A 13,336-nucleotide genomic window follows, 5' to 3' on the forward strand; every position below is an offset into this window, starting at 1 on the left:
ATGAAACATACAATATTTAAATATGCTGTGATTGGAATTACGACCGGAGTCATAGTCTCCCTATTAAAAAAAGAAAATCGGAAAGCTATACAAACAAAAGGAAAAAGCGTAAAAGAAAAACTACAAGAAGGAAACATAAAGGAAACATTGGAGAAGGTAACTGAGACAAGTAAACAATTTTCTGTAACTGCAGCTAATGTTGCAAAACAAACATTACCACAACTGCTTACAGCCACACCAGTTGTGATTTCTACCATTAAAGACTTAACAGAAAACGAAAATAACAAAAAGAAAACAGATGAAAAGGATTACGAAATAAATGAAAATAGTAAGAACTTAGACGGGGAAAAAACGAAAAATGAAAAGAAATATGTGAAAGAAGGGAAAGAAGAGAGTGCCTAGATGTAACTCTAAAAATAGAAAGTGAGGAAAAAAGTATGAAATCTCTGTATGCAATTGATGTAGGAATTGGCTTTACCAAAAGGGCATATCGCCAGGATGTAGATTCTGAGATGACGGTTAAGAGTGAAGCTTCCACACTAGCCCCTGTACCTAATCATGCTGAAAGTGAAGATTTAACAAAGGTAAGTTTTATAGACTTAGACTTTGCATACTACATGGGAAATGAAGCACATCAATCTGACGCTTCGTTTCTTCCTCCATTTGACGAAGAAATAGAAAATTATTATGAAAGCGAACGATTTAAACAACAAATATTTGGTTGCATTGCAAAGGATTATAAAGAAAATGTCGTGTTACCTCTAGTTGTTACCGGGCTCCCCGTTACTTGTTTTGGTAGTCAGCATGAGCAATTACAACGTGCACTAAAAAAAGAAACTTCCGTACAAATTGATGGGAAATTTATTCATATTACGGTGGAAAATGCTTTGATTCTTCAGCAACCGGTCGCTTTACATGCCTATTTCTTAAAAGAGGGAATCATTCAGGAACGAGATCGCATCTTAATTATTGATGGCGGATTTCGTACAGTAGAAATGACAGATATGAAACAGAATGTCATTTTAAATCATTATGAGGCGGAACTAGGATGTAGCAAGCCTTTGAAAAATATTAAGAATATCGTGCAGAATCATGAGGGTGAAAGTAATCAATTGCATATTAACGACATGCCAAACATATTAGAAAAAGGATATGAATGTCGAGAAGAAAATCATGAGACAAGTCAGGTTCATACTTTGATTCAAAAAGAGTTGGATGCACACTTCCAAGACGTCATGCGTGTATTACAAGAACAATTTACGTTAGAACAGTATAACACTATTATTTGGACAGGAGGAATAGTAGATCTCCACAAAAAACGAATTGAAAAAATGCAAAGTGAAATTTCTTCTTTCCGTATGGTAGACGCTTCGAAAGAGGCTGCACTCCATGGATACTATATTATTGGGAGTCAAGTATTTGAGGACATCACCAATCAATCTGCATATGAATCCAAATTATAATAACGAATGAAATGGAGTTTGTTAAATAGACGTGCCAAATTATGTAGCTTCTTTTCCATATATAATAAATTCTTTATAAGAAAAGATAAAAAGTGCTTGTATAGAGGAAATGTTTAAAATTGAGAATGAAAATAACTAATATATAGGGGGTCTTTCTTTTAAAAGAATAAGGCCTCCTATGTCATTTATTTTGTAATTTAGATGATCTAAAAACTTTTCCTCCAAGACATGAATACCTACATACAAATGTCATATTACGGTTATGATTCGATTAAACATAAAACAATTTAGAAAGGAAGAATAATATGGAATGCATAAAAATGACGAAATGGAGTTGGTATCATGTGAAAACTAGTGAGCTTGAAAAACTTTCTTCTATAATCCCTCGTGATGTAACATCTTATTTCTCTCAATTTGTAAAGAAAATAAGTTCTCCTTGTGAAAATGGATTATATGTTTATACGTTATCACCAAGTCAAACTTGTGTATATGGTTCGTTTTTATATGATCAAGATAAAAAGGACGCCAAAATTCAAAAATTTCTTCATTATTTCGTAGCTCATGGAATACTGATAACAGTTCAGGAAAAAGAGGAAGAGGATTTCCAAAAATTAATACATAATTTCCCTATGGGTACAAAAAATTGTAATAGTTCCGCTGAAGGATTATGTGCTATCTTATCAATGTTTATATCTCATTATTTGCGAAAGGTTGACTACTTTGAAAACAATTTCAGAAATGTATTATGGGATTTTTATCATCATAATAACATAGCAGTTTTAGAAAGGATTTATCATATTCGTCATGAATTATTTATGAACACACATGTGTTTCGCTTAATACAAGAAGTGTTACAAGGCCTAAAAGAAGCTTGGTTAGAAAAACTAACAAACACCCTTTGTTATAAACAAACACACGTAAAATTAGAGCGTGGATTACAACTTGTTAAAGAGTACCAAGAAGAATTAGACACGATGATTCATTTACAAGAAGTTGTTTCTTCTCATCGTGGGAATGAAATTATGAAAGCTCTTACTGTATTAACTGCTGTGAGTACGCCTTTGACAGCCTTAGGAGCATTATGGGGTATGAATTTTAAATACATGCCTGAACTAGAATGGAAATATAGCTATTTAATCGCTCTCTTATTTATTATTTTCACAACAGGGGGGATGTATATGTATATGCGATTCAAAGGATGGACAGGTGACTTATTACGAGTAAAGAAAAAGAAATCTTTTTTTAAATCTAATTAATCCTGTTTATAAAAAATATGATAGATATATGGTTTGTAATATTTATTAATTGAGATAGCACCATATCCCCATCAAGTTAAAGTTTTGATGTCCTCGCAATGATAAAAATGGTGAATATTTATATGAAAGATTAGAGCCCTCCTTCTTGTAGGAGGGCTCTAATCTTTGTTAAAAAAACTATATCATATACTTGGGGGGGCAGACTCATCATCTGAAATTTGTCCGAATTCAATTTAGAATATGGCAAAAGAGAACTTGCGATTAAAAACAAGCTCTCTTTAAAAGAAATAACGTAATTGAGATACTTATATATTAACAATTGTTTTCTTCTAATTCCATATGTCATATGTTGAGAAATAAATTATAAATGGATTGATAAAGCTAAAATGAATGATTGACATAATATTTTGACGATAATATAATGAATCTCGAATTCAAGATAACTTGTAAAGGATTGGTAATTATGAGCGTGATTAACGATGAGAGCTTATCTTTAAAGTTATTTGTTATATTATCTAGGGCAATACAGTCAATTACTAAGCGTATTGAAGAGGATATAAAAAGTTATGGACTTAATCCAACAGAATTTGCAGTGCTTGAGCTACTGTATAGTAAAGGCGATCAGCCTATACAAAAAATTGGAGACAAAATATTACTTGCAAGTAGTAGTATCACGTATGTAGTGGATAAGTTGGAAAAGAAGAGGTTCTTAATACGAAAACCATGTCCTAAAGACCGCCGTGTCACGTATGCGTCAATTACTTCAGAAGGTATTGAACTAATGGATATTATTTTTCCTCAGCATAAAGAGGCGATTCAGCAAATATTTGGTGGTTTGGACTATATTGAGAAAAAAATGATAATCGAAAAGTTGAAAAAATTAGGGTATTATGCACTAGAACTATAAATCTTTAGAAATATATCTCGAATTAGTAATGTCCTAATTAAATATAATTTAAATAAATAGGAGGAAAAATTAATAAATGGTAGTAAATTTATTATAATACAAAATGAATAAAGCGTGTAATTTCAATCGGTATAATATGAAATAAAGTTGTTATGTTAACGTATACATATCGTCCTTTAAATTATAAATCTTTCATAAAGCGGAGAGTGGGTATCAAGAATGGAATTACGTCATTTAGAGTATTTTATTCAAGTTTGTAATAATAATAGTTTCACTAAAGCTGCGGAAGTTCTAGGTATTTCACAGCCGACTTTAAGTCAACAAATACGAGTTTTAGAAGGTGAACTTGATACACCCTTGTTTCATCGAGTTGGAAGAGGTATCAAAATGACAGAAGCGGGTAAGCTGCTATTTGATAAAGGAAAATTTATCATGCAACAATTTGATGACGTTTATAATGAAATTTTTGAATTAAAGGGTGTAAAAAGAGGTGTGATTACTATAGGAGGTCTATTAGAGGATCTCACTTATTTAACACCTTATATTATGAAGTTTCAACAACATTATCCCAACATTGTAGTAAAGATTATAGAATCCGAAGTTGCTGTAAATCAAATCGTTGACAAAAATATTGATTTCGGGATTACACGTAGTGCTCAAATTCCAGACACATTAACAAACACCCTTTTGTATAGTGAAGAGCTCGTCCTTGTCATTCCAAAAAATCATCCTTTGAATGATAAATCATTTGTTTCTTTTCGAGAATTAGTGGGGCTCAGTAGAGTAATGGTTTCATGTAGTTGTCGTGAATCTATTAAGATATATTGTGAGAGTTTAGGGTTATCTTTATCTGAAGCAAATATAGAAACAAAATCTTCTATTTCTCTATTGAGCCTTGTATACAATGGACATGGGGTTGCCATAATACCTCTTTCACTGGTTAACTTTGTTAATAATGATACTTTGAGCATAGTTCGTATTACTGATCCAACACCAAGTCAAGATATTAATCTTATACACTTTGATGATAAATTTTTAAGTTTTGCAGCACGCATCTTTATGCAGAAGTTAAATGATTCTCAAAAAGTATCAGTGTAATAGAAATAATAATGATCCTAGTGTAACAATTGAAAAAATTAAAATCTATATTAAAGTCGAAGGACAGTGGATTTATATGTGTGGTGTAGTCGATCAAAAAGGGGGATACCATTGACTTTTAATTAAGGAAAAAAGGACAGACTTTGCAAGGAGAGAAGGCTATCAAAAACAAGTTAAGTTAATCAATCAATTCTTCGATCTTATCGCATAGTAACAGATTCCATGTAGGGATATACACTGCTATTTTGAATTTATATATCCTTATTGTAGAAAGAAAACCACCGGCATTATACCGGTGGTTTTGATTTAGAAAGCAAAGCAAGTACAACCAATACCCCATTTAGTTCCATCTTTTCCTATTACGGTATGGGTGTGTTGATGGAGAGGGTTACTACAACTATGTAACTTGTTATCATGGGAATCGTGAGAAAGTATAGTGTTTGCTAGGTTAGCACCACCATAACCATAAACGCCCGTCGGTGACCAATCAGGTGATGCTGGCGGCAATTCAGGTGATAAATTTTTAAATTCATCATTTCCATAAACAACCTGCCCACCCATAATGGTGAGTAATGATTCAAGGTCTTTGATTTCTTCTTCTGGCACAGTAAAGTAGTCAGAAGACAATACAGCAATATCAGCAAACTGACCTACTGCAAGGGTTCCCTTTTTACCTTCATCACCAGAGAACCACGCACTTCCTTTTGAATATAATTCCAGGGCTACTTTTCTATCAAGTTTATTTTTTTCATCGTATATGGAAAGACCACCAATGGTTTTTCCGGCAACCATCCAGTAAAGAGCGACCCAAGGGTTATAGCTGGAAACCCTTGTTGCATCACTACCGGCGCCAACAGGTATACCAAGATCTAACATACGATAAATCGGAGGAGTATGCTTTGCTGCTTCCTTTCCGTATAAGTCAACAAAGTATTCACCTTGAAAAGCCATGCGGTCTTGGATGGCAATACCGCCATTTAAAGCCTTAACACGTTCCATACTACGATCTGAGATAGTTTCTGCATGGTCAAACCACCATCGTAGACCATTAAAAGGAATTTCTTTGTTGACTTCCTCAAATACATTTAAGAAACGTGTGATTGATTCGTCATAAGTTGCATGTAAACGGAATGGCCAACGGTTTTCTACCAATAGAGAAATTACTTTCTTTAAGTCAGCTTCCATCATCGTAGCTAGTTCGGGCTGTGGCATTTGAAATTTTTCAAAATCAGCTGCAGAGAATACTAACATTTCTCCGGCACCATTCATTTTATACTTATCATTTCCTTGACCTGGAGAAACAATTTTTGTCCATGAAGCAAAGTCTTCATATTCATGATTAGGATTTTGCGTAAATAGATTATAAGCAATACGTAAAGTTAATTGTTCCTTCTCGGCTAAATGTTCAACAACTTTGTAGTCGTCAGGATAATTTTGGAAACCGCCACCTGCATCAATGGCACTTGTAATACCTAATCTATTTAATTCGCGCATAAAATGGCGTGTGGAGTTAATCTGGTCGTCAAAATTAAGTACTGGAGCTTTACCCAAACTTGAATAAAGAATAGAAGCGTTAGGGTTAGCAATTAAAAGGCCTGTTGGATTACCTCTTTTATCCCGCTGAATTAAACAGCCTGGAGGATCTGGGGTATCTTTCGTGTATCCCAGTGCACGTAGCCCTGCACGATTTACAAGTGCTCTATCGTAAAGATGTAGCACAAAGACAGGCGTGTCTTCAGAAACAGCATTAATCTCTTCTAATGTTGGCATCCGTCTCTCTTTAAATTGAAATTCAGACCAACCTCCAACTACTCTTACCCACTGAGGAGCAGGTGTACGTCTTGCCTGTTCTTTGAGCATTTCTAGAGCAATAAAAAGTGATGGTACGCCTTCCCAACGTAATTCCATATTATAATGCAGACCACCACGAATAACGTGTATATGAGAGTCATTCAGGCCTGGAATAGCTCTCTTTCTTTTAAGGTCTATTTTTTTTGTTTTTTCCGTGGCACTATTAAGAAGCTCATCTCCACCTACTGCAGTGACTAAACCATCAGTTATGGCGATAGCAGATACCTCAGGCTGAGAAGGGTCAAGGGTAGTAATTTTTCCGTTGTATAAGATCATATCCGGTACATTCATATTCACACCTCGTCTACTTCCTATTATTTTGTAACCATGGATGAAATAATTTACCGAAAATCGGCATGACTACCCATGATAGCAAGGACACGATACATACAGAAACAAAAAAAGCTGACATAATAGGATTCATATGTTTTATAATAGGTCCTATCACTTTAGGAACTAACATGCTAAGAGGCCATACACCCAGAAGGGTAACGATAGACATTTTCCATTTTGGCGGTGGAACTGGCGTTTTCGGAGTAACAAACCAATAAGCCAAACTGCTTTCAGTTTTGTAAGTTGGATTAGCGGCTTGAAATTGCTCCGCCGTTTTTAACAAATCCCGGCGAACATCTGATTCTTGCCAAGTACGTAGATGCTCATACGTATCAAAGCGAAAAATAACAGTATACTCTCTGGATTCGTTACTTGGGACTATTAGATTTACACCTAAATGTCCTGGGAATTTAGTAGCCGCAGCCTCAATTTCATGTCTCCATGTTTCAAACTGTTTTTCTCTACCTTCTTGAATTTCCCATGTAACAATCGTTGTTACTGGATTGCCGGCATCCATCGTGTTCCCTGTATAAGTCTCTTCGACAGCTACTCCTTCTTGTTTCATATTTTCCTGCTTGGAAGCGCGCCATGCACCATAGTATATGCGTATTCTACACCTTGACCATAAGCACCAGTGTGTTCCTTTACAATCTCCATTACAGCATCATAAGTGTCTTTGTGTGCCCAGTCACGTTGGTATTCAAGTAAAACTTGAATTGCTGTCACTGGAATTGCACCAGCTTGTTCTACACGACGCATAGCAGCGTTATGTGCTGTCAAACTAGTACCACCTGAAGCATCATCAACTGCATATACCTCATAGCCAGCTTTAATTGCTTCAAGCACAGGGAATGCAAGGCAAACTTCAGTCCAAAGTGCTGCAAATATTAATTTCTTTCTACCGGTTGCTTTAACTGCCTCAACAAATTTCGGATCTTCCCAAGAGTTCATTGAACTACGTTCTATAATTTCATGGTTTGGGAATATATCAAGAATTTGTGGCCAAAAATAACCAGAAAAGCTGCGTGTTTCAACTGTAGTAAGAATAGTAGGTACGTTAAAAGTTTTTGCTGATTTAGCAAGTAGCATAACGTTATTAATCAATGTTTGTCTATCAATACTTGCAACTCCAAAAGTCATTTGAGGTTGAAAATCAATTAAAATTAAGGCACTGTTCTCCGGATTTAACAATTCTAAATTACTCATAATAAAACGCTCCTTTTTCAATTGTTTATTGAAAGTAATGTATCTTCTGTCAATTGAAGCTCTACTATACTTTTTAATTTAAATTTAGTGCTGATTTAATCAGCACTAAATTTATACTATCTACTTTAAAAAAGGTGATTTAAAGCTATTTACTTGAGATACATTTATGCATTTTGTTTACTAAGATCTCGCTGAGCTCCTCTATAGCTTCCAATTATATTTTGATAGCCTGGAAGATTGCTAGCAAGCAAATTGCCAAAACCTTCGACATCGTTGCGCCAATCGCGTTGTAATTCGCAAGCTACGCTAAACCAGTTCATAAGTTGCACGCCACTATGTGCCATACGTGTATTGGCAGCATCTGCAACTTGTTTACTGAAAGTTCCTGAAGCATCAGTAACAGCAAATACTTCATATCCAGCTTTTATAGCGGAAAGTGCAGGGAAAGCAACACAAACGTCCGTAACTACGCCCGCGATGATAAGTTGCTTTTTTCCAGTTTCTTCGATTGCTTTTACAAAATCATCATTATCCCATGCGTTAATTTGTCCAGGTCGAGCTATTTTTGGTGCATGAGGAAAGAGATCAACCAATTCTTGCATTAAAGGTCCGTTAGGCCCGTTTTCAAAACTTGTTGTTAAAATAACTGGTAAATCAAAAAACTTAGCAGTATGAGCAAGAGCTAAAACATTGTTCTTGAATTCATCAACACCATAGTCACGTACTAGTCCGGACATAAGACCAGTTTGATGATCTACTAAAAGCACGACAGCATCGTCTTTGTTAATACGAGAATAGAGATCAGTCATTATGTATTCCTCCTAAAAATTAAGTAATCGAAGAAAGTTTAAATAGTCGAATACTATCATAAGTTTCTTCGTTTATAACTAAGCTGACCAATAATATTGGTTATAGCAGCATTCATAGAACATGAAGTGCTATACAAATTTATAGTATTTGAAAACTGATTCGTTAATCAATTCTAAATTATCTATAATTCGTATAGGTCGTAACTATAGTTGTTTTCACTATAAAATAGATTGGTTTTACCTATACATCCTATAGATAGAACAATATTGATAGTCACCTATTTTTGTTATTACAATTGAATAGGAGTAATGTTCAGTAATTATTTTATGATGAAAAAGGTATTAGAGGGGGGATTGTTCCAAAAGGAGAAAATGAATGCATTGGAACAATAGAGTTTCATACTTAGAGTTCACAACATAAACGTGCATGAATAGGTTATGACATTCATCCAGATTATTGAAGAAAAGGATACATATTAGAATATTTTTTGGAGGTAGAAGCATGGCTAAAATTACTGTAGGAACCGAAAATCAAGCACCAATTGAGATATATTATGAGGATCATGGCACAGGAAAACCAGTTGTACTCATTCATGGTTGGCCGTTAAGTGGTCGATCTTGGGAATACCAAGTTCCCGCTCTTGTTGAGGTTGGATACAGAGTTATAACATATGATCGTCGAGGATTTGGACAATCATCTCAGCCGTGGGAAGGGTATGAATATGATACCTTTACTTCTGATTTACATCAACTATTAGAACATTTAGAGCTTCAAAATGTCACACTTGTTGGTTTTTCTATGGGTGGAGGCGAAGTAGCCCGGTATATTAGTACGTATGGAACAGATCGTATTGAAAAGGCTGTTTTTGCTGGAGCAGTACCTCCATATTTATACAAATCAGAGAATCATCCTGAAGGGGCATTAGATGATGCAACAATTGAAGCATTCAAAAGTGGTGTGATAAATGACCGCCTTGCATTTCTTGATGAATTTACTAAGGGATTTTTCGCGGCTGGTAATCGAACAGATTTAGTTAGTGAGCCATTCCGTTTATATAATTGGGATATTGCAGCCAGTGCATCACCTAAAGGAACACTTGATTGTATTACCGCCTTTAGTAAGACAGATTTTAGAAAAGACTTGGAGAAGTTTAATATACCTACTCTTATTATTCACGGTGATTCTGATGCAACTGTACCATATGAATATAGTGGGAAATTAACACATGAAGCAATTCCTAATTCTAAAGTGGCCTTAATAAAGGGTGGTCCACATGGGCTACATGCAACGCATGCTAAAGAATTTAATGAAGCACTCCTATTATTTTTAAATGACTGATTACAACTATATAATTGTTAATTGATAAATTATAAACAAGTAAAAAATAAAGCTTTATAAAAGATGCTCTTGGATAAATCCAGGAGCATCTTTTTAAATGGTGATAGTGAGATGTTAGGTTGATAAATCTCCATTAATTTTGGATTGAATACTCTTCTTAACAGCTAAAATATATTGATTAGAGTTTTTTAGATTTCTTAGAAGTATTGTTATATTACTATCAAGATAATATTTTGAATAATCCTCAAAACAAAGAAATATACATTTTTCTGAGGAAGAAATATTTTATCAGAAAACAATAAAATCTTATTAATTTTTATAATTGGTAGAATTTTTGTGGAAATAATTCTCTTAATATATTAAAATAACATCGTATTATGTCAGATTTTAATTAGGGGAGAGAAATTTTATGTTGAAAAAAATCATTCCAGTTGCTTTAGCATTAAGTACAGTTACTTTTACTAGTGTATTTGCTGCGCCTTCAATCCAAGCAAGTACAGAACAAAACCGCTACATAGATGTACAAATGCTCGGTATTAACGATTTTCATGGGCAACTAGACACTGTAAAAAAAATTAACAATAAAGATGCAGGGGGAATTGAGTACTTAGGGGCTTATTTACGTGATCGTGAAAAACAAAATCCGAATACATTAAAGGTACATGCTGGCGATGTTGTTGGAGCAAGTACTCCTGTTTCAGCATTATTACAAGACGAACCTACGATTGAATTTCTAAATGATTTGAAATTCGATGTTGGAACGATAGGAAATCATGAATTTGATGAAGGTGTTGAAGAAATGAACCGCCTTATTTATGGTGGATACCATGAGAAAACAGGAAATTTTAAAGGAGCAAAATTCCCATATGTTGCTGCAAATTTCTATAATAAATCCACCGGTCGTTTATTTTTACCACCATTCACTATAAAAAAGGTACAAGGAGTTCCTGTTGGCTTTATCGGAGTCGTAACAACGGATGTTCCTAACCTTGTTATGCCTACTATGCTAAAGAATGTAGAAATTACAGATGAAGTTGAAGCTATTAACAAATCCGTAAAGCAATTAAAAAAACTAGGCGTTAAATCTATCGTTGTTCTTGCACATAACGGAGGTATAACAGATGGGAACGGCGTAACAAATGGTGATATCGTCCGATTAGCAAATGAGACTGATCCAGAAGTCGATGTTATTTTTGGTGGCCATAGCCACACCTATGTAAATGGAACTGTTAATAATAAACTTGTCGTACAAGCAAATTCATATGGTATGGCTTTTGCTGATGTTGATGTAAAGATTGATCGTAAAACACAAGATATTGTTGAGAAAAAAGCAGAAATTGTTACAACTTACCATGAAGGCATGGAGCCTGATAAAAAAATCAAGAAGAAGATGGAGAAATATCAAGCAAAAATCGCACCTCTTGTTAATGAAATTGTAGGTAAGTCTATTGCTCCACTAGATCGTAAACTCAATACGGCTGGTGAATCTACTCTCGGAAATTTAGTTGCTGATGCTCAGCGTGCAACAATGCAATCCCAAATTGCACTTATGAATCCTGGTGGTATTCGTAATGACTTAGATGCTGGTGATATTACATGGGGAGAGATATATGGTATTCAACCATTCGGAAATCAATTAATAAAAGTAAATTTAACAGGTCAAGACATTCGTGATATTTTAAATCAACAATGGCAAAAAGACATAACAAGAATGCTTCAAATTTCAGGAATCCAATACACTTGGGATGCGAACAAGCCTAACGGAGAAAAAGTAACAAGTATTCGCTTAACAAATGGAGAAGAAATTATTCCTTCTAAAACTTACAGCGTCGTTGCTAACGCATTTCTAGCTTCAGGTGGAGATGGATTTGTATCCTTTAAAAACGGTAAAGATGCTGAAACAGGACCAACTGATTTTGAAGCATTAGTAGATTATATAAAAAAATCAAAAGAACCAATTCAGTCTATTATTGATGGAAGAATTCAAAAAATAAATTAGTTTTTTATTAATCTCAAAAACAACTAGATTACCTGTGCGCTATACTCTTTAGTGTGCAGGTAATCTATTTTTTTGATTTGAAATAGTCTAACTGTGGCCAATGGATATACCGTCTAGATGCAGAGTGCCGAAAAAAATGAAGTGAACAAAAAATAACCCCTAAATTAACTCTATGATAAAGAGACTATAAACAATCAAACTTTGGAACTTCATATTAACCATATATTAACTACGTTAATAATACATACTGAAATTGAGTACTTTAGATAACATCATTTATAACGAATATCTGTACATTATAAGGTAATGCAATGAGGAATTTACACTACAATAGATTGAAGTTTATGTAGTTTTATATTCGTATAAATGAATTAAGAATTTCTTAAGAACCTATTAAGAAATAAGTGAGTTTTAGGAATTAGAATAAATGTATCTTAACAGTAATAAGAAAATGAATGGTTTAAATGAAAATTGGAATATCATGTAAAAAACTAGCGAGTAAATATTTCAGGAGGTTTTTATGAAAAAGAAAATGATTGTTGCAATTGTTGCTTCTGCTATAACAATGACTCATTTTGTAGGAAATACTTATGCAGATTCGAAAACAGAGGTTTCTGTTACAGCTCCCTACAATACAAATCAAATAGCGAAATGGTTAGAAGCACATGCAAAGCCTTTAAAAACAACTAATCCAACTGCATCTCTTAATGATTTGAAACCACTTAAGGATATGGTAGGTTCAGCTTCAATTGTAGGTTTAGGTGAAGCTACGCATGGGGCTCATGAAGTTTTTACGATGAAACACCGTATTGTTAATTATTTAGTATCTGAAAAGGGCTTTACCAATCTAGTTTTAGAAGAGGGATGGGATAGGGCCTTGGAACTTGATCGATATGTTCTTACTGGTAAGGGAAACCCAAGCCAACATCTAACACCTGTATTTAAGACGAAAGAAATGCTAGATTTACTTGATTGGATTCGGCAATATAATGCTAATCCAAAACATAAATCGAAAGTACGTGTCATCGGGATGGACATTCAATCAGTAAACGAAAATGTTTATAATAATATAATA

The 13,336-nt window shown here is 34.3% G+C and carries 12 protein-coding genes; 8 read left to right on the forward strand and 4 right to left on the reverse strand.

Features of this window, described 5'->3' with window-relative positions; all coding sequences use genetic code 11:
- From DN404_RS05985 to DN404_RS06005, 5 genes are all read left to right on the forward strand, one after another.
- Nucleotides 1–402: a hypothetical protein gene (locus DN404_RS05985; protein ID WP_000683215.1), complete on the forward strand. Its 402-nt coding sequence runs from the start codon at nt 1–3 to the stop codon at nt 400–402.
- A 35-nt stretch (nt 403–437) separates the two neighbouring features.
- On the forward strand, nt 438–1,463 hold the full coding sequence (locus tag DN404_RS05990; RefSeq protein WP_149214826.1) for a ParM/StbA family protein: 1,026 nt from the start codon (nt 438–440) through the stop codon (nt 1,461–1,463).
- Nucleotides 1,464–1,768: 305 nt separating this feature from the next.
- On the forward strand, nt 1,769–2,719 hold the full coding sequence (locus DN404_RS05995; protein ID WP_149214827.1) for a magnesium transporter CorA family protein: 951 nt from the start codon (nt 1,769–1,771) through the stop codon (nt 2,717–2,719).
- Between the two features lie 463 nt (nt 2,720–3,182).
- Nucleotides 3,183–3,626 carry a MarR family winged helix-turn-helix transcriptional regulator gene (locus DN404_RS06000; protein ID WP_016122794.1) on the forward strand — a complete coding sequence of 148 codons (444 nt, stop codon included), beginning with the start codon at nt 3,183–3,185 and terminating at the stop codon, nt 3,624–3,626.
- A 219-nt stretch (nt 3,627–3,845) separates the two neighbouring features.
- The gene (locus DN404_RS06005; protein ID WP_000423186.1) at nt 3,846–4,724 is read left to right on the forward strand and encodes a LysR family transcriptional regulator; all 879 of its coding nucleotides are present in this window, start codon (nt 3,846–3,848) and stop codon (nt 4,722–4,724) included.
- A 306-nt stretch (nt 4,725–5,030) separates the two neighbouring features.
- Here DN404_RS06005 and DN404_RS06010 read toward each other — a convergent pair whose 3' ends face one another.
- The 4 genes from DN404_RS06010 to ycaC form a co-directional block, all read right to left on the reverse strand.
- Complete coding sequence (locus DN404_RS06010) at nt 5,031–6,866, reverse strand: amidohydrolase (RefSeq protein ID WP_016122793.1); 1,836 nt, start codon at nt 6,864–6,866, stop codon at nt 5,031–5,033.
- A gap of 13 nt (nt 6,867–6,879) precedes the next feature.
- Nucleotides 6,880–7,473 (reverse strand): antibiotic biosynthesis monooxygenase, encoded by a 594-nt coding sequence (locus tag DN404_RS06015; protein ID WP_016122792.1) that lies wholly within the window; start codon nt 7,471–7,473, stop codon nt 6,880–6,882.
- Entirely contained in the window at nt 7,470–8,114 is a 645-nt protein-coding gene (locus tag DN404_RS06020) for a hydrolase (RefSeq protein WP_000067162.1), read from the reverse strand. The genes DN404_RS06015 and DN404_RS06020 overlap by 4 nt, the downstream gene beginning before the upstream one ends.
- Before the next feature lie 164 nt (nt 8,115–8,278).
- Nucleotides 8,279–8,923 carry an isochorismate family cysteine hydrolase YcaC gene (ycaC, locus tag DN404_RS06025; protein WP_000131214.1) on the reverse strand — a complete coding sequence of 215 codons (645 nt, stop codon included), beginning with the start codon at nt 8,921–8,923 and terminating at the stop codon, nt 8,279–8,281.
- A gap of 502 nt (nt 8,924–9,425) precedes the next feature.
- Here ycaC and DN404_RS06030 point away from each other — a divergent pair.
- The 3 genes from DN404_RS06030 to DN404_RS06040 all read left to right on the forward strand — a co-directional run.
- On the forward strand, nt 9,426–10,262 hold the full coding sequence (locus tag DN404_RS06030; RefSeq protein ID WP_149214828.1) for a bromoperoxidase: 837 nt from the start codon (nt 9,426–9,428) through the stop codon (nt 10,260–10,262).
- A gap of 409 nt (nt 10,263–10,671) precedes the next feature.
- A complete protein-coding gene (locus tag DN404_RS06035; RefSeq protein WP_016122791.1) occupies nt 10,672–12,261 on the forward strand; it encodes a bifunctional metallophosphatase/5'-nucleotidase in 1,590 nt (529 codons plus the stop codon).
- A gap of 520 nt (nt 12,262–12,781) precedes the next feature.
- The coding region (locus DN404_RS06040) for an erythromycin esterase family protein (protein ID WP_149214829.1) at nt 12,782–13,336 on the forward strand (555 nt) is incomplete at its 3' end.

The organism is Bacillus sp. TE8-1, from assembly GCF_008368855.1.
GTDB lineage: Bacteria > Bacillota > Bacilli > Bacillales > Bacillaceae_G > Bacillus_A > Bacillus_A cereus.

Coding starts and splice junctions, on each gene's coding strand:
- DN404_RS05990 (WP_149214826.1), top strand. CDS start 438: ATGAAATCTCTGTATGCAATTGATGTAGGAATTGGCTTTACCAAAAGG.
- DN404_RS05995 (WP_149214827.1), top strand. CDS start 1,769: ATGGAATGCATAAAAATGACGAAATGGAGTTGGTATCATGTGAAAACT.
- DN404_RS06000 (WP_016122794.1), top strand. CDS start 3,183: ATGAGCGTGATTAACGATGAGAGCTTATCTTTAAAGTTATTTGTTATA.
- DN404_RS06015 (WP_016122792.1), bottom strand. CDS start 7,473: ATGAAACAAGAAGGAGTAGCTGTCGAAGAGACTTATACAGGGAACACG.
- DN404_RS06030 (WP_149214828.1), top strand. CDS start 9,426: ATGGCTAAAATTACTGTAGGAACCGAAAATCAAGCACCAATTGAGATA.
- DN404_RS06035 (WP_016122791.1), top strand. CDS start 10,672: ATGTTGAAAAAAATCATTCCAGTTGCTTTAGCATTAAGTACAGTTACT.
- ycaC (WP_000131214.1), bottom strand. CDS start 8,923: ATGACTGATCTCTATTCTCGTATTAACAAAGACGATGCTGTCGTGCTT.
- DN404_RS05985 (WP_000683215.1), top strand. CDS start 1: ATGAAACATACAATATTTAAATATGCTGTGATTGGAATTACGACCGGA.
- DN404_RS06010 (WP_016122793.1), bottom strand. CDS start 6,866: ATGAATGTACCGGATATGATCTTATACAACGGAAAAATTACTACCCTT.
- DN404_RS06020 (WP_000067162.1), bottom strand. CDS start 8,114: ATGAGTAATTTAGAATTGTTAAATCCGGAGAACAGTGCCTTAATTTTA.
- DN404_RS06005 (WP_000423186.1), top strand. CDS start 3,846: ATGGAATTACGTCATTTAGAGTATTTTATTCAAGTTTGTAATAATAAT.